At 47.1% G+C, this 17,362-nt stretch carries 12 protein-coding genes; 8 read left to right on the top strand and 4 right to left on the bottom strand.

Annotated features, from left to right (window positions below; translation table 11 throughout):
* Positions 1-88 precede the first annotated feature (88 nt).
* The 5 genes from nirB (at position 89) to cobA (ending at position 8,942) form a co-directional block, all read left to right on the top strand.
* Positions 89-2,404 carry a nitrite reductase large subunit NirB gene (nirB, locus tag CVV77_RS15145; RefSeq protein WP_100275796.1) on the top strand — a complete coding sequence of 772 codons (2,316 nt, stop codon included), beginning with the start codon at positions 89-91 and terminating at the stop codon, positions 2,402-2,404.
* Between the two features lie 6 nt (positions 2,405-2,410).
* The gene (gene nasC, locus CVV77_RS15140) at positions 2,411-4,543 is read left to right on the top strand and encodes an assimilatory nitrate reductase catalytic subunit NasC (protein WP_100275795.1); all 2,133 of its coding nucleotides are present in this window, start codon (positions 2,411-2,413) and stop codon (positions 4,541-4,543) included.
* Positions 4,544-4,662: 119 nt separating this feature from the next.
* A complete protein-coding gene (nasD, locus tag CVV77_RS15135) occupies positions 4,663-7,080 on the top strand; it encodes an NADPH-nitrite reductase (RefSeq protein ID WP_019257424.1) in 2,418 nt (805 codons plus the stop codon).
* A 29-nt stretch (positions 7,081-7,109) separates the two neighbouring features.
* Entirely contained in the window at positions 7,110-7,430 is a 321-nt protein-coding gene (gene nirD, locus CVV77_RS15130; protein WP_014662717.1) for a nitrite reductase small subunit NirD, read from the top strand.
* A gap of 60 nt (positions 7,431-7,490) precedes the next feature.
* Positions 7,491-8,942, top strand: a complete 1,452-nt coding sequence (gene cobA, locus CVV77_RS15125) for a uroporphyrinogen-III C-methyltransferase (protein WP_100275794.1) — start codon at positions 7,491-7,493, stop codon at positions 8,940-8,942.
* A gap of 30 nt (positions 8,943-8,972) precedes the next feature.
* Here cobA and ffoR read toward each other — a convergent pair whose 3' ends face one another.
* Positions 8,973-9,983 carry a ferredoxin--NADP(+) reductase gene (ffoR, locus tag CVV77_RS15120; RefSeq protein WP_100275793.1) on the bottom strand — a complete coding sequence of 337 codons (1,011 nt, stop codon included), beginning with the start codon at positions 9,981-9,983 and terminating at the stop codon, positions 8,973-8,975.
* Positions 9,984-10,145: 162 nt separating this feature from the next.
* Between ffoR and CVV77_RS15115 the strand changes: the two genes are divergently transcribed.
* From CVV77_RS15115 to CVV77_RS15105, 3 genes are all read left to right on the top strand, one after another.
* On the top strand, positions 10,146-11,000 hold the full coding sequence (locus CVV77_RS15115; RefSeq protein WP_100275792.1) for an alpha/beta fold hydrolase: 855 nt from the start codon (positions 10,146-10,148) through the stop codon (positions 10,998-11,000).
* 96 nt (positions 11,001-11,096) lie between these two features.
* A complete protein-coding gene (locus CVV77_RS15110) occupies positions 11,097-11,981 on the top strand; it encodes a permease (RefSeq protein WP_100275947.1) in 885 nt (294 codons plus the stop codon).
* Positions 11,982-11,985: 4 nt separating this feature from the next.
* Positions 11,986-12,837: a TIGR03943 family putative permease subunit gene (locus tag CVV77_RS15105; protein ID WP_019257419.1), complete on the top strand. Its 852-nt coding sequence runs from the start codon at positions 11,986-11,988 to the stop codon at positions 12,835-12,837.
* Positions 12,838-12,873: 36 nt separating this feature from the next.
* Here the strand turns inward: CVV77_RS15105 and putR are convergent, their stop codons facing one another.
* The 3 genes from putR to pruA all read right to left on the bottom strand — a co-directional run bounded on the left by putR (position 12,874) and on the right by pruA (position 17,354).
* Entirely contained in the window at positions 12,874-14,109 is a 1,236-nt protein-coding gene (putR, locus tag CVV77_RS15100) for a proline utilization transcriptional regulator PutR (protein ID WP_100275791.1), read from the bottom strand.
* Between the two features lie 151 nt (positions 14,110-14,260).
* The gene (putP, locus tag CVV77_RS15095) at positions 14,261-15,715 is read right to left on the bottom strand and encodes a sodium/proline symporter PutP (RefSeq protein ID WP_100275790.1); all 1,455 of its coding nucleotides are present in this window, start codon (positions 15,713-15,715) and stop codon (positions 14,261-14,263) included.
* Positions 15,716-15,806: 91 nt separating this feature from the next.
* Positions 15,807-17,354, bottom strand: coding sequence for an L-glutamate gamma-semialdehyde dehydrogenase (gene pruA / locus CVV77_RS15090; protein ID WP_100275789.1), 1,548 nt, complete (start codon positions 17,352-17,354; stop codon positions 15,807-15,809).
* Positions 17,355-17,362: the final 8 nt, after the last annotated feature.

Genomic DNA, 17,362 nt, shown 5'->3' with positions numbered 1-17,362 from the left:
ACATGTGTAAGTTTTTGTGACACGTTTAATGCGTTAACAATGCGTTGTGACATAATTTTTAATAGGAGAATCAAAGGAGGTCTGGCACATGAAGAAACAAAGATTGGTGTTAGCAGGGAACGGAATGGCCGGAATCCGCTGTATTGAAGAAGTATTAAAGCTAAATCGCCAAATGTTCGAGATTGTCATTTTCGGAAGCGAACCGCATCCCAACTATAATCGCATTCTCTTATCCTCTGTATTGCAGGGTGAGGCGTCACTCAATGATATTACATTAAACAGCCAGGATTGGTACGCCAAGCATGGGATTATCCTTTACACAGGCGAAACGGTTGTCCAAATTGATACAGATCAGCAGCTGGTCATCACGGATCGGAAGCGCACGCTGTCTTATGACAAATTAATTGTGGCAACAGGCTCCTCCCCCCATATTCTCCCCATCCCCGGGGCAGACAAAGAAGGCGTCTACGGATTTCGAACAATAGAAGACTGCCAGGCGTTGATGAGCATGGCTGAATACTATCAAAAGGCAGCGGTGATCGGAGCCGGCTTATTAGGACTGGAAGCTGCTGTCGGTTTACATCATCTCGGCATGGATGTCAACGTCATTCACCACTCCGCCGGCATCATGCAAAAACAGCTCGATCAAACGGCGTCGCGGCTGCTGCAAACGGAGCTGGAACGAAAAGGCTTAACCTTTCTTTTAGAGAAAGACACCGTATCCATTTCTGGCACCTCGCGGGCAGACGGAATCCGTTTTAAAGACGGATCTTCACTGAAAGCAGACTTGATTGTGATGGCGGCTGGCGTGAGGCCGAATATTGAATTGGCTGTATCAGCCGGAATTGCAGTAAACCGCGGGATCATCGTGAATAACTACATGCAGACGAGCGAACCGAATGTGTATGCCGTCGGGGAATGCGCCGAGCATAACGGGATGGTGTATGGTTTGGCAGCCCCGCTTTATGAGCAGGGAAAAGTTCTCGCCAAACATATTTGCGGCGTTCCATGTGAGGGATATCAAGGCTCAGCACCATCTGCAGCTTTAAAAATAGCTGGAATTGATGTGTGGTCAGCCGGAAAGATTCACGAAGATGAACGCACGACGAGCATCAACATCTACGATGAACAAGCCGGTATTTATAAAAAAGCACTCTTTGAGGATGACAAACTGGCCGGCGTTATTTTATTCGGAGACACACGTGACAAGCAACGATTTCTCGACAGCCTGCTTAAACAAAGAGACATCTCCATTGTCAAAAAGCAGATCATCGAACCGGAGAAAACCGGCACATTATTTGAATCTATGCCCTCCAGTGAAACGATTTGCCAATGCAACTCAGTGACAAAAGGCGGGATTGAAGAAGCGGTGAACACGAAAGGCTTAACAACTGTTGAGGAAGTCAAGCACTGCACCAAAGCATCCGGCTCCTGCGGAGGATGCAAGCCGCTCGTTGAAGATCTTTTGAAGCACATGACCAGCGGCGAATATACAGAGCCCGCCCGCACACCTGCGTTTTGCGGCTGCACCGATTTTACGGAAGACGACATTATTGCTGAGCTTCAGCGCAGACCATTCACTGATCCGGCAGAAGCGATGAGCCAGCTTGGCTGGAAAACGAAAAACGGATGCAGCAAGTGTGTCCCGGCGATTCAATACTACCTGGAAATGCTGCACCCTGGTTTTGTTCAGCCTGAATCAGCCGCCGAAGATACATACACCTTGGTTCCGCAAATGTACGGCGGGCTAACGAACGCGGAGCAGCTAAGAAATATCGCTGACATCATCGAGGCATACAGCATCCCTGACGTATCCATCACTCACGGCCAAAGACTGAAGCTTTCCGGGATCAAACCTGCGGATCTCCCGAACATCAAAAAAGACCTGAAAGTGCCCGTTCGCTCCAATGAACACCGCCGCGCACTGCAAAGTGTCAAAGCATGCACATGCGGACAAAACCGATCGATTCAGCAGCTGGCAGCCCAGATCGAGAGACATCTTGTGATGCTTTCCATGCCCGCCTATATTTCTATCAGCTTATCATGTGAAACAGACTGCACCGATGCCGCCATACAAGATTTCGGAGCGATTCGGACGAAAGCTGGCTGGGACATTTACATCGCCGGTGTCCGGGGAACTCATGCCCGTACCGGAGCCCTGTTTTGCGTGACAGACAACGCAGACAGCACTGCCGGCATGATCAAAGGACTGATCCAGTATTATCGTGAAACGGCTCATTACGAGGAAGCCGTACATCAGTGGATGGACCGTCTCGGGATCGTGCATATCAGAGAAGTGCTATTTGAAGAGGATCTAAGGACACAGCTGCTGGAAAGCCTCCAAACAGACCTGTCACTGATTCAAAACCCGCCTATAGAGGCAGGCGCACATAAGAAAGGATGAGGCATTTTGACTGAACGACTGCTTAGATATTTCCGCGAGAAACAGCAAGACATCCAATCAGAAAAAACGTATGACACCCAATGCCCGTTTTGCAGCATGCAGTGCAAAATGCAGCTCGTGGAACAAACCATCGTTACACGGAAAAAGTACACAGCAATCGGGATTGATAATCCTACGACACAGGGCCGGTTATGCATGAAGGGCATGAACGCCCACCAGCATGCCCTGAACTCTTCCCGCATCACCCGGCCGCTGCTGAAGAAAAACGGCGAGTTTATGCCTGTTTCCTGGGAAGAAGCACTGAATCATATCAAAGACCAAGTGACAATGGTCCAAACTGAACACGGACATGACGCCATGGCTGTATACGGAAGCGCCTCGATTACGAATGAAGAGGCGTACTTGTTAGGGAAGTTCGCGCGGGTAGGCTTACAGACAAAATACATCGACTACAACGGGAGACTTTGTATGTCCGCAGCAGCCACAGCAGCCAACCAAACTTTCGGCGCGGACAGAGGCTTAACGAATCCCTTATCAGACATTCCCCACACCCGTGTGATCATTCTGGCCGGCACCAATATTGCGGAATGCCAGCCTACGATTATGCCGTATTTTGAAAAAGCGAAAGAAAACGGAGCTTACATCATTGCCATTGATCCCCGTGAAACAGCGACAACGAAAATCGCCGATCTTCATTTGAAAATCAAACCCGGCACAGACGCCGCTCTTGCCAACGGTCTCGTCAAAATCATCATCGACGAACAGCTAGCAAACGAAGATTTTATTCAATCACGAACAAATGGATTCGAGGAGCTGAAGCAGCATACTGATGCGTTGAACCTGAATGATATCGCCGAACAGACGAGTGTTCCGCTGGCGCACATGCGAAAAGCCGCCGTGAAGTTTGCCAAGGAGACGTCCGGCATGCTGTTTACAGCCCGCGGGATCGAACAGCAAACCGATGGAACAGCGGCTGTGAAAGGCTTCTTAAACATGGTGCTGATCACAGGAAAAATCGGCAAACCTTACTCGGGCTACGGGGCGATTACCGGACAAGGCAACGGGCAAGGCGCTAGAGAGCATGGCCAAAAGGCCGATCAGCTTCCAGGCTACCGTTCTATCGAAAACGAAGAACACCGGGCGCATATTGCGAAAGTGTGGGGTATCCATCAGGATGAACTCCCGCGCAAAGGTGTCTCAGCCTATGAAATGATGGAAAAAATCAATGACGGTGACATCAAAGGACTGTTCCTCATGTGCTCCAACCCTGCTGTTTCCAGCCCAAATGCAAATCTCGTGAAAAAAGCTTTAAGAAAACTGACTTTCTTTGTCGCAATCGATTTGTTTATTTCTGAAACTGCAACATACGCAGATGTGATTTTGCCCGCCTCCTCTTACTTAGAAGATGAGGGCACCATGACAAATGTCGAAGGCCGCGTGACATTAAGAGAAGCAAGCCGGCCGTGCCCCGGAGAAGCAAAGCATGATTGGCAGATCATTTGTAAGATCGCATCCGCTCTCGGGAAAGGCCGTTACTTTTCTTACACGTCAGCAGAGGATATTTTTAATGAATTAAGAGAAGCAAGCCGAGGCGGGATTGCCGATTATTCAGGCATCACATATGACAGGCTCAGACGTGAAGGCGGCATTCACTGGCCGTGTCCGGAACCTGATCACCCCGGAACAGGGCGCTTGTTTGCGGACTCATTTGCACATCCGGACCAAAAAGCGGCATTAAGTGTGATTCCAAACGAACCGGCTGTTCCAAAAGAGAAGCCGACAGCCGATTATCCGCTGTATTTAACGACAGGCAGGGTCATGTCTCACTACTTAACAGGCGTCCAAACGAGAAAAAGCGCCGCCCTTGCCGCGAGACATTTTGAATCATTTATGGAAATCCATCCGCAAACAGCGGCGTCCTTCCATATTGAAGACCGTGTTCTCGTAAAAATAGAATCCCCGAGGGGAAGCATCACTGTCCGCAGCAAATTATCGGAACAAATCAGAAAAGACACCGTTTTTGTTCCCATCCATTGGGCAGATGCTCAAAACGTGAATGATTTAATCGGAGAAGCCTTAGATCCCGCCTGTAAAATGCCCGGTTTTAAGATATGCGCGGTCCGAATCAAACCTATTTAATTTTTCATAAAATTTTTAGAACTTTTCGTATATTTTGTTACATTTTATAACATGTATCTTAAATATTCCTTTTTGCTGTGCTACGCTGAAAAAAACATTGATAAGGAGCGGATCATCTGATGGGAAAAAAACAGCTAGTCCTTGTTGGAAATGGAATGGCCGGGGTAAGGGCCATTGAAGAGATATTGAGTGTTGCAAAAGATGAATTTCAGATCACAATTTTCGGTTCCGAACCGCATCCCAACTACAACCGAATCCTATTGTCAAAAGTGCTTCAAGGCGATACCGACATCAAAGATATTACGTTAAATGATTGGGACTGGTACGAAGAAAACAATATTCAATTGTATACAAATGAAACAGTCATCAAAGTGGACACAGAAAACAAAACGGTCATCACAGACGCAGACCGAATCCAGCCTTACGACGAATTGATCCTGGCGACAGGCTCTGTCCCTTTTATCCTTCCGATTCCGGGCGCAGACAAAAAAGGCGTCACGGCTTTCCGGGACATCAAAGATACAGACACGATGCTCGCCGCGTCAAAACAATATAAAAAAGCAGCCGTCATCGGCGGAGGCCTGCTCGGTTTGGAAGCCGCTCGCGGATTGCTGAATCTCGGCATGGAGGTATCCGTCATCCATCTCGCGCCATTCCTGATGGAACGCCAGCTTGATGCAACAGCAGGACGCCTGCTGCAAAACGAGTTAGAAAAACAAGGAATGACCTTTTTACTTGAAAAGCAAACCGAAGAAATTGTCGGTGATGACCGTGTCGAAGGCGTCCGATTCAAAGACGGCACAAGCATTGAAGCTGATTTAGTTGTCATGGCTGTCGGCATCCGCCCGAATACAGCACTTGGAGCCGAAAGCGGCATTCCGGTTAACCGCGGAATCATTGTCAACGATTATATGCAAACTGAAATCCCGCACATTTATGCAGTCGGTGAATGTGCTGAGCACCGGGGAATCGCATACGGGCTCGTGGCGCCGCTCTATGAACAGGCCAAAGTGCTGGCGAAGCATATGTGCGGCATCGAAACAAAACCGTATGAAGGATCCGTTCTCTCCACTCAGTTAAAAGTATCAGGTGTCGAGGTCTTCTCTGCCGGTGACTTTGATGAATCAGAGGACAAAAAAGCGATTAAAGTATTCGATGAGCAGGACGGCATCTATAAAAAAATCGTCCTGAGAGGCAACCAAATTGTCGGTGCTGTTTTATTCGGCGACAGCAGCGAGGGCAACCGCCTGTTTTCTATGATTCAAAAAGAAGCCGATATCTCTGAAACCTCTAAAATATCAATCTTACAGCCTCTCAACCAAGAAGCAGGCACAAGCATTACCGCAGCGATGAGCGACGATGAAATCATCTGCGGCTGCAACGGCGTGTCAAAAGGCGACATTATTCAAGCCATACAGGAAAAGGGCTGCTCGTCAACGGACGAGATCAAAGCATGCACCGGTGCATCCCGCTCATGCGGAGGCTGTAAGCCGCTCGTAGAAGAAATCCTCCAGCATACGCTCGGATCAGACTTTGATGCGTCAGCGCAAAAAGAAGCGATTTGCGGCTGCACCACATTGTCAAGAGATGAAGTCGTAGAAGAAATCAAAGCCAAAGGGCTGTCACATACAAGAGAAATCATGAATGTGCTCGGCTGGAAAACGCCAGAAGGCTGTTCCAAATGCCGGCCGGCTCTGAACTACTACCTAGGCATGATCAATCCAACCAAATACGAGGATGAACGGACATCCCGCTTTGTTAATGAACGAATGCACGCCAATATTCAAAAAGACGGAACATACTCAGTCGTTCCTCGGATGTACGGCGGCGTGACCAACTCCACAGATTTGCGCAAGATCGCAGATGTCGTCGACAAATATGAGATCCCGCTCGTGAAAATGACCGGCGGCCAGCGAATTGATCTCATCGGCGTGAAAAAAGAAGACCTTCCGAAGGTATGGGAAGATCTTGATATGCCATCAGGCTACGCGTACGGAAAGACACTCCGCACAGTAAAAACGTGCGTAGGCGAGCAATTCTGCCGTTTCGGCACACAAGACTCCATGGCACTGGGCATTGCGCTTGAGAAAAAATTCGAAGGGCTGAACACGCCTCATAAAGTCAAAATGGCCGTGTCTGCCTGCCCGCGGAACTGTGCGGAATCCGGCATTAAGGACCTTGGCGTTGTCGGCATTGACGGAGGCTGGGAGCTTTACGTCGGCGGGAACGGCGGAACCCATTTGCGCGCCGGTGATTTGCTGATGAAGGTGAAAACAAATGAAGAAGTCTTAGAATACGCAGGCGCTTACCTGCAATATTACCGGGAAACCGCAAACTATCTGGAGCGTACTTCCGCATGGCTTGAGCGCGTCGGTTTATCCCATGTCCAATCCGTGTTAAACGATCCGGAAAAACGGCAGGAGCTGAACGACCGAATGAATGAAACACTCTCTGTCCACAAGGATCCTTGGAAGAATTTCCTGGAAAACAAACAAACCTCTAAAGAATTATTTGAAAATGTCGTGACGACATCATAATGACAAAAAAACATTGAGGAGGAACGGACATGGTGAACAAAGACGTAACAAAAGTATGTATCGGAAAAATTGGAGAATTGCCTGAACAATTAGGCAAAACAGTGTATATTGAAGATAAGGAGCTTGCAGTCTTCAAGCTTTCAAATGGAAGCATCCGCGCCATCGAAAACCGCTGTCCGCATAAGGGCGGCGTTCTGGCAGAAGGCATCGTGAGCGGCGAATATGTTTTCTGCCCGATGCACGACTGGAAAATCTCCTTAGAAGACGGAATTGTCCAAGAACCTGATCACGGATGCGTCAAAACATACGAAACGCTGATCGAAGGAGAACATGTTTATCTTGTATATTGATTAAAAGACCGGATCACTTTTCAAGTGATCCTTCATTTTTTACAGTGACGGAAGGATGACATGATCATGAAGAACGGAATCGTATATTTCGTGGGAGCCGGCCCCGGCGATCCAGGGCTGCTCACCATCAAAGGAAAACAGGCGCTGGAGGAAGCAGATGTCATTTTATATGATCGGCTCGCCAACCCGAAGCTGCTCGAATTTGCATCACCGGACTGCGAGTTTATTTATTGCGGAAAACTGCCAGACCGCCATTTTATGAAACAAAGAGAAATTAACGCCCTGCTGGTTCAAAAAGCATTAAAGGGGTTAACCGTCGTCCGTTTAAAAGGCGGAGATCCGAGCGTATTCGGAAGAGTCGGCGAGGAAGCAGATGCTCTCCATGAGCACGGCATCCGCTATGAAATGGTGCCGGGGATCACCTCTGGAATTGCAGCGCCGCTATATGCGGGCATCCCTGTCACGCACCGGGATTTCGCATCGTCTTTTGCCATGATTACGGCGCATGATAAATCATTAAAAGGCACGCCGAATCTTGACTGGGAAGGGCTTGCCCGGAGCGTTCAAACCCTTGTCTTTTACATGGGCGTCAAGAATTTACCTTATATTTGCCAGCAGCTCATTGCGTACGGAAAATCTCCTTCCGTCCCTGTCATTGTGGTCCAATGGGGAACGTGGGGCCGACAGCGGAGTGTGAAAGGATCGCTCGAGAACATTCAGCAAAAAGTTCAGGAACACCAGATCACAAACCCTGCGATTATCGTCATCGGAGATATCGTCAACTTCCAAACACACAGCTGGTTTGAAAGCAAACCACTCATCGGCCAGCACATGATGGTTGTCACTCATGGCGAAGATGAAGACCCGCTTGCAGACAAACTGCGCGATTCCGGTGCCGATGTCATCGAATGGCCGAAATGGCGGACAGAGAACATGCCTGTCAATGAAGAGATTCTTCAAAAGATCGGCACCTTTGAAGACATTTTTTTCACATCGCGCCGCGCGGTTTGTGAATTTTTGCAAACACTTGCTTCCAAGAAAATCGACATCCGCCAGCTGACAGCCGGACTGAGTGCGGCATCTGAACATGCAGAGACAGAGCTTGAAAAACGAGGTTTTCGCGTCTCCGCCAGTCAGCCTGAATCTGAAAAACGTCTTGTTGTCGGGAGCCGCCATGCAGTGGAAAACATCCAGAAGCATGAGTCATGTTCGTTTTATATCACCCATGAAAACGTCATAGATGACCGGTTTACCCACATGATTCAGCGAACCATCAGTGAATCACCGCTTCACATGATCATTTGTCCGAGCAAACCATCCGTTCAGCAATTGATCAGCGCAGGAGAACAAATTGGCATCTCGCCGGAACCGTCAGCAAGCCGACCTCCCATCGTCTGCATAGGCGATGACTCAGCTGCCGGCGCTTATGGATTCACAGCTGTCCAAGAACAGGAGGAATTGTTTGCTCTCATTCAGAATCAACAGGCGAAAAAAAAGCTCCTTCACAGCTGATTGCAAGCAGCCCTTTTCTCAAGGGCTGTTTTATTTATGCACCAATTTTTTGTGATGGGTTGAATACATCGCCATATTCTCGGCCTTAGGGTCCAAATAAGCCTTTGCGCTGTTGACCGCTGTCGGGCCTTCCGTAAAGCCGCCGGCAATCAATCTCAGCTTGCTTTCATAAAAAGCCGCATCACCCGCTACAAACACGCCCGGAAGATTCGTCCGCATATGTCTGTCAGCTTTCACCCTGCCTTCTTCAATCTCCAGCCCCCACTCCTTCATCGGCCCGAGATCAATTTTGAACCCATGATTAATGATCAACTCATCAACCTCTACGTCTTCCCTCTGGCCAGACTCAGTATGACAAATCGTCACGCTTTGGATTCGCTCATCATTGCCGCTCAGCTGCTCCAGCCTATAGGGAGTAAGCACCCGTACCGATGATTGTTTCATTTTTGTCACGCTGCTTTCCATTCCGCCAAATTCCTCGCGCCGGTGAACGACAGTCACAGACGCCGCAATCGGTTCCAGCTCATTGGCCCAATCAACCGCAGTATCTCCGCCGCCTGATATTACGACCCGCTTGCCTTTAAACGCATCAAGCTTCTCCACCCCGTAATGAAGATTTTTGCCCGCGTACCGGGTCGCATCCTCACTGTCAAACTCATTGACCTCAAGTGTCCCCATGCCACAAGCCAAAATCACCGTTTTTGTATAGTGCTTTTCGCCTTCAGAACCTGTCAGCACAATGGTGCCGTCATTCAGGCGTTCAAAGCCGCTCACACGCTGATTCAGCACGATGTCAGGGTCAAACGTCGCCGCCTGCTCCTTCAGCTGCTCGATCAGCTGCTTTCCCGCAATCCCCGGTATTCCGCCGATATCGCGAATGATTTTCTCAGGAAAGAATAAAGACACCTTCCCTCCAAGCCGCGGCAAAAATTCGATTACTTTTGTTTTCAGCTCCCGCATCCCGCAGTAAAAAGCCGTAAACAGCCCGATCGGCCCTCCGCCTATAATCGTAACGTCATATACCTCTTGATTCTCAGCCATCCGTCCTGCCTCCCGTACACATCTATATCAAATCATTTTAATTGAGAATGAATATCAATAAAAAGTATATCATATTTTACGTGCCTTTGTTTATTCATTTCTTCTTCTTGTGGTAAATTGTTGAAAACCCTATAATAGGCAGAAAACACATGGGAGAAACAGATGAAAAGACGAGTCGGAACGATCACTTTCGATGGACATACACTAGAATATTCTGTGACAGGCAAGGGAGCCCACATTATTGTCATGCATGGCGGGCATTCAAATTGTTACGAGGAATTCGGGTACACGTCGCTGGTCGAGCATGGGTACTCCATCATCACGCCTTCAAGGCCCGGCTACGGACGAACATCAAAAGAGATTGGAAAAAGTCTTGCCGACGCCTGCCGTTTCTATGTGAAGCTATTAGATCATTTACAAATCGACAGCGTCCATGTGATTGCCATCTCAGCAGGCGGCCCGAGCGGCATATACTTTGCCTCACATTATCCAGAAAGGACAAACACTCTGACCCTGCAATCCGCGGTCACCAAAGAATGGCTCACCCCTCAAGAAACGGAATACAAAGTTGGGAGAATCCTCTTCCGCCCGCCGGTGGAAAAGTGGCTGTGGAAGCTGACTTCTTCTCTGAATAATGCCTTCCCGCGTTTGATGTTTCGAGCCATGAGTCCGCAATTCAGCACGCTTTCGTTTCAGCGAATCAAGTCCATGATGGATGAAAAAGACATAGAAGCATTTCGAAAAATGAACAGCAGGCAGCGCTCAGGTGAAGGATTTCTGCTCGACTTGCCACAAACCTCCGCTGTCTCTTCAAAAGAGCTGCAGGCCATTACATGCCCCGTACTGATTATGCAAAGCGTTTACGATGGATTTGTCGACTCGTCACATGCACATCATGCAAAAGAACACATTCCTGACGCCGCTCTCTGTTTGATTCACTCATGGGGGCACTTGATTTGGCTTGGGAAAGAAGCTGCTGAAACAGACAGAATCATACTCGAATTTTTGGAATCCTAAACAAGGTGAAACAATCCTTTCCCCTCCTCCGTCAAACAAACAGTGCCTTTTTTCTGCTAACATAAGAGGCAGCTTAACATGAGCGGAGGTTTTATTGTGACAGCACAATCATCTTTTCTTCAGCTGAATTCTATTTTTATCAGCATTTTAATAGAAGCCATTCCGTTTATTCTGATTGGCGTCATACTTTCCGGAATCATTCAAATGTTTGTTTCTGAAGAAATGATTGCGAGAATCATGCCGAAAAACCGCTTTCTCGCCGTTTTATTCGGTGCGCTGGCCGGCGTTTTGTTTCCCGCCTGCGAATGCGGCATCATCCCGATTACGAGGCGGCTCCTGTTAAAGGGGGTTCCTCTGCATGCGGGCGTCGCTTTCATGCTGACCGCGCCTATCATTAACCCTATCGTTTTATTTTCCACTTATATTGCGTTTGGGAATAGATGGAGCGTTGTCTTTTACCGAGGCGGACTGGCGCTCGCCGTTTCGGTGATCATTGGGATCATCTTATCCTATCAATTTAAGGATAATCAGCTTTTAAAGCCTGATGAACCCGGGCATCACCATCATCATCATCACACCCTGCTTCAAAAGCTGGGAGGGACCTTACGTCACGCCATTGATGAATTTTTCTCCGTTGGGAAATATTTAATTATCGGCGCCTTTATCGCTGCTGCTATGCAGACGTATGTCAAAACATCCACTCTGCTTGCGATCGGGCAGAATGATGTATCCTCTTCCCTCGTGATGATGGGACTGGCGTTTGTCTTGTCGCTTTGTTCAGAGGTCGATGCGTTCATTGCATCTTCCTTCAGCAGCACATTTTCATTAGGATCGTTAATCGCCTTTCTCGTCTTTGGCGCGATGGTGGATATTAAGAATCTATTGATGATGCTTGCAGCCTTCAAAAAACGATTTGTTTTCCTGCTGATTACGTACATTGTCGTGATTGTCTTAGTGGGATCACTACTGGTAAAGGGGTGATTGGATGTTTCGTCTATTGGTGCTGATGGGATTTACGTTTTTCTTTTATCATCTGCATGCCTCAGGAAATCTAACAAAATATATCAATATGAAATATGCCTATCTTTCCTTTATTGCGATCTTCCTGCTGGCTATTCTGACAGTCGTTCAAGCATATGTATTTATCAAGTCGCCTGAAAAAGGCGGGCATCACCATGATCATGATTGCGGGTGCGGCCATGATCACGAACATGAACAAAACAAGCCATTTTATCAGCGTTATTTGATTTATCTTGTTTTTCTTTTTCCTTTGGTGTCGGGCATCTTCTTCCCGATTGCGACGCTTGACTCATCCATTGTTAAAACAAAAGGGTTCTCGTTTAAAGCGATGGAGAGCGGGGATCATTACTCCCAAACACAGTATTTGCGGCCTGATGCCAGCCTTTATTACGCGCAAGACAGCTATGACAAACAGATGAAACAGCTGTTTAATAAGTATTCCAGCAAGAAAGAGATTTCTCTGACCGATGATGATTTTCTAAAAGGAATGGAAACGATATATAACTATCCGGGTGAATTTCTCGGACGGACGATTGAATTTCATGGATTTGCGTACAAAGGAAACGCGATTAACAAAAATCAGCTTTTCGTATTGAGGTTTGGCATCATTCACTGTATCGCTGATTCCGGCGTGTACGGGATGCTTGTGGAGTTTCCGAAGGACATGAACATCAAGGATGATGAATGGATTCAAATTAAGGGCACGCTGGCCTCAGAATATTATCAGCCATTCAAATCAACGCTCCCTGTTGTGAAAGTGACTGACTGGAGCACCATTAAAAAGCCTGATGATCCGTACGTTTACAGAGGATTTTAAGTGAAGACGAAACCAGTACAAGTACTGGTTTCTTTTTTATTTCTTTTTCATCAGCATCAAATCAAGATAGAGCTGGCATCGCGTTCTGAAATCGCTTAAATCAATCGATGTCATTTCAGTAATCTGTTTGATGCGGTAATTCAATGTATTTTGGTGAATAAACAGCTGTTCTGCTGCTGGTTTTGTTTTGCAGTTGTTGAGGAGATAGACTTCCAGCGTTTTTAGGAGCTCGGTGCTGCTTTCTTGGTCCTTTGCTTTTAATAAAGCCAAATCCTTATTCTCGTATTCTAAAAACTCATTTTTCTGTTCAATGCTTTCTAAATAGCGGTAAATGCCGAGTTTGGCATATTCATATGGAATGTTTTCCTGGTTGCCGGTGATTTCTGCGGCTTTGATGACTTCAAGTGCTTCTGTGTAGCTCTTGCCGAGTTTTAAAAGGTGATCATATTCGTTTCCGATACCGATATAAATAGGGGTAGGTATTTTTTGAAAGTGAAAATGTGTTAACAGCTTGTTAATAAATTCTGAAGCTGCCGAGGAGACGGAGCTTTTTTGGGAAAAACTCGCTACGACGATGACAATATTTGATTCGATCGTTAAGACATGACTGACTTTATCCCGTAAATTCAGGTACGACCTGATATTTTCCTTTAAATCCTCAACCGCTTCCCCATCCCCATTCGCGGCGTGCAGGATGACTACTGAAAACATCGAAGGCAGCACGGTGTTGATTCTTTCGGCTTCCCGTCTAAGTTCCTTCTCAGAGATGAATTGCTGATAGATGGCCCTTTTGATGAGATCTTCTGCTTTTTCTTCCTTTTCCTGTTTCAGCTTGTTCGTTTTATAAATGATTTTCCCGACATGAAAGGAGGTCTCATACAAAAAGTCGAGTTCTTCTTTCGTCAGATTTTGGTCCAGCTCCTGAATCCAGATGTAGCCCATGACTTCCCCTTTGTGCTTCGCACTCACGACCACCCTCTGGTTTAACCCAATGCTTTCAATTTTATTGACGCGAAAAGGCTCAGGTTCTGTTTTCAGTTTTTCAATGATTCCGTCCTTCAGAAACCTCTCAAAAATCTGAACCGGACATTTTTTTGAAAAAATAGTCTGCTGGTTGGCAGAATCAAAATGGTTAATATAGTAAGAATTATAGGCTAACAAAAAGAAATCCGCGCTTTCCAGTATGACTGGTTTCTGCAGTTCATAACTGATAAAATCAATCAGCTTATCAACATCTGAAAATGAAAAAACTCTCTCTAAAAGCTCTTCCATACCTTTTTCTCCTATACTTTTTTTACTTTAATCATATCCATACGGGGGCTTTTTGTATAGAAAAAAATACGTTTGTTTCCAAAAGAAAAAACGTCCGCTTAAAAGGAGAAAAGAGGAAAAAGGGACAACCCCTTCCTCCTCCTTTCGATCTTTATTGAGACATTGTATCTTGGTAGTCGTTGAACTGGTCTGTGACAGCTTGTGACGGAGCCTGCGTCAATACACTGACGACAAAAACAGATAATAAACTCGCAGCAAAACCAGGTATCATTTCATACAGAAAGTCCGAAAGACCGGCATTCGCCCAAATGATTACAGTTGCTGCTCCCACAATCATGCCGGCGAGTGCCCCCCATTTGGTCATTCGTTTCCAAAACAGACTGAGCAGTACAACCGGCCCGAATGATGCACCGAAGCCCGCCCACGCGTAGCTGACCAATCCAAGGATCGTATTGTTTTTCTCCCAAGCCAGCAGTAACGCGATGATTGAAACAGCCAGAACAGCCAAACGGCCCAAAAACACAAGCTCTTTATCAGAAGCTGAGCGTCTGAACATCGACTTATACAAATCTTCTACCAGAGAGCTTGATGTCACAAGCAGCTGGGAAGAAATTGTACTCATAATCGCAGCCAAAATAGCTGAAATCAGAAAACCTGTGATAAGCGGATGGAACAAAATATTCCCTAATTGAATAAAAATCGTCTCTGGGTCCTTCAGTGTCATGCCGCGCTGATGGTAATAAGCGATTCCGCCCAAACCGGTCAGCACTGCGCCGACTGCGGACAAAATCATCCAGCCCATTCCGATTCTGCGCGCTCTTTTGATCTCTTTAACAGATGTTATCGCCATAAAACGCACAATGATATGCGGCTGGCCAAAGTAGCCCAAACCCCAGGCAAACAAAGAAATAATGCCAAGGACACTTGTTCCTTTGAACATATTAAACATATCTGGATCCACTGAGCGGATTTCAGCAACTGTATCACCTGCTCCTCCCGTGTGGAAAAACGTAACGATCGGAACAAGAATGAGTGCGGCAAACATAATGATCCCCTGAACAAAATCTGTCCAGCTGACTGCCAAAAAGCCGCCAAACAGGGTATATGCCACAACAACACCAGTCACAATCCACAATCCGGTGTGATAATCCATCCCCAAAATACTGTTGAATAAGACGCCGCCGGATACCATTCCGGACGATACATAAAACGTAAAAAAGACTAAAATCACAATTCCTGAAAACAGTCTGAGAAGCTTTGTTTGATCTCCAAAGCGATTTTCAAGGAATCCTGGAATTGTAATGGAATTCCCCGCTTTTTCAGTATAGGTTCTCAGCCGCGGCGCAACATAGAGCCAGTTCGCCCATGCCCCAAGGCAAAGTCCGAACACAATCCAAACCCCGCTCAGACCTGTTGAAAACATGGCGCCCGGGAGCCCCATCAGCAGCCAGCCGCTCATATCGGCAGCACCCGCACTGAGAGCGGTTACAGCAGGACCTAAGGAACGTCCTCCCAGCATGTAATCCGTCAGATTCGACGTGCGCTTGTAAGCAAAGTAGCCGATCAGCAGCATCCCCGCCATATAAATACAAATCGAGATAATCAGCTGTGTGTTTTCTATGGCACTTCCTCCTCTTTTTTATAGTATATGGATGAAATGGACATCCCCGCAGGGAGGATGCCCATTTAGTCCCGCTTTAGAACATTTCACTGATTGTTTTTGCCTGCATGTGCAGTGCCAAGTAATCCGGCCCGCCTGCTTTTGAATCCGTTCCGGACATTTTGAAGCCGCCAAACGGATGATAGCCGACGATAGCGCCTGTACAGTTGCGGTTGAAGTACAGGTTTCCGACATGGAATTCCTGTTTCGCACGCTCGATGTGCTTGCGGTTGTTTGTGATCACCGCGCCTGTCAAACCGTATTCAGTATTGTTTGCTACTTCTAAAGCTTCATCAAAGTTTGACACTTTAGAAAATGCAACGACAGGTCCGAAAATTTCTTCCTGCATGAGTCTTGCTTTCGGATCAAGGTCAGCGAAGATCGTCGGTTTGATGAAGTATCCTTTCGAATCGTCACCAGTGCCGCCGCTTACTAAACGCCCTTCCTGTTTTCCGATCTCAATATAGCTCATAATTTTATCATAAGAACCTTGGTCAATGACAGGTCCCATATAAACATCCGCACTGTCAGGTTTTGCTGTTACTTTTGATTCCGTAATTTCAATGACACGCTCTAACACTTGATCATACACTTTTTCATGGACAACTGCACGTGAACCTGCAGAACATTTTTGTCCCGCAAAGCCGAACGCTGATGTAAAGATGGATTGAGCCGCCAATTCAATATCCGCATCCTCATCGACAACAACCGTATCCTTACCGCCCATTTCAGCGATGACACGCTTTAAGTGCTGCTGGCCTGGCTGAACCTTCGCCGCGCGTTCGAAAATTCTCGTACCAACTTCTCTTGATCCCGTAAATGTGATAAGGCTTGTTTTCGGATGGTCAACAAGGTAGTCGCCGACTTCCGCTCCGCTGCCAGGGACAAAGTTGACTACCCCTTTCGGCAGGCCGGACTCTTCAAGCACCTCAACGAATTTCGCAGCGATGACAGGTGTTGCGCTGGCAGGTTTTAGAACGACTGTGTTTCCAGTAACGATCGGCGCCACTGTTGTTCCTGCCATGATCGCGAACAAGAAGTTCCAAGGAGGGATGACGACTGTTACACCAGTTGGCGTGTAGACATATTGGTTTTTCTCGCCTTCACGGCTGTTGACCGGTTTGCCTTTTGCCAGTTCGATCATTTGGCGCGCATAATACTCCATGAAGTCAATCGCTTCAGCCGTATCAGCATCCGCCTCGTTCCACGGCTTTCCTGCTTCTTTTACAAGCAAAGCAGAGAATTCATGTTTTCTTCTGCGGACTTTGGCAGCAGCGCGGAACAGGACAGCCGCTCTTTCTTCCGGAGATGTGTATCTCCACTCTTCGAATGCTTTCGCAGCCGCTTCAATCGCTTGCTCAGCGTGCTCTTGAGAAGCTTTTGACACTCTGCCGACGACTTCTTCTTTATCAGCCGGGTTGATAGAAACGATTTTCGCTTCTGTTTCCACTCTCTCGCCGTTAATGACAAGCGGATAGTCTTTTCCTAAATATTCGCTTACTGTCGCAAGCGCTTTTTTAAACGCTTCCACGTTGTTTTGAGCTTGGAAATTTGTGAATGGCTCGTGTTTGTAAGGTGTTGTCATGATAACCT

This window comes from Bacillus sp. SN1, from assembly GCF_002796895.1.
GTDB lineage: Bacteria > Bacillota > Bacilli > Bacillales > Bacillaceae > Bacillus > Bacillus inaquosorum.
The sequence above is the reverse complement of the archived record's forward strand: the minus strand, read 5'-3'. Positions and strand labels throughout refer to the sequence as shown.

What these genes read in the sequence shown, in the direction of transcription:
- CVV77_RS15115 (WP_100275792.1), top strand. Translation starts at nt 10,146, where the DNA reads ATGAAAAGACGAGTCGGAACGATCACTTTCGATGGACATACACTAGAA.
- putR (WP_100275791.1), bottom strand. Translation starts at nt 14,109, where the DNA reads ATGGAAGAGCTTTTAGAGAGAGTTTTTTCATTTTCAGATGTTGATAAG.
- pruA (WP_100275789.1), bottom strand. Translation starts at nt 17,354, where the DNA reads ATGACAACACCTTACAAACACGAGCCATTCACAAATTTCCAAGCTCAA.
- nasD (WP_019257424.1), top strand. Translation starts at nt 4,663, where the DNA reads ATGGGAAAAAAACAGCTAGTCCTTGTTGGAAATGGAATGGCCGGGGTA.
- nirB (WP_100275796.1), top strand. Translation starts at nt 89, where the DNA reads ATGAAGAAACAAAGATTGGTGTTAGCAGGGAACGGAATGGCCGGAATC.
- ffoR (WP_100275793.1), bottom strand. Translation starts at nt 9,983, where the DNA reads ATGGCTGAGAATCAAGAGGTATATGACGTTACGATTATAGGCGGAGGG.
- CVV77_RS15105 (WP_019257419.1), top strand. Translation starts at nt 11,986, where the DNA reads ATGTTTCGTCTATTGGTGCTGATGGGATTTACGTTTTTCTTTTATCAT.
- nirD (WP_014662717.1), top strand. Translation starts at nt 7,110, where the DNA reads ATGGTGAACAAAGACGTAACAAAAGTATGTATCGGAAAAATTGGAGAA.
- cobA (WP_100275794.1), top strand. Translation starts at nt 7,491, where the DNA reads ATGATCATGAAGAACGGAATCGTATATTTCGTGGGAGCCGGCCCCGGC.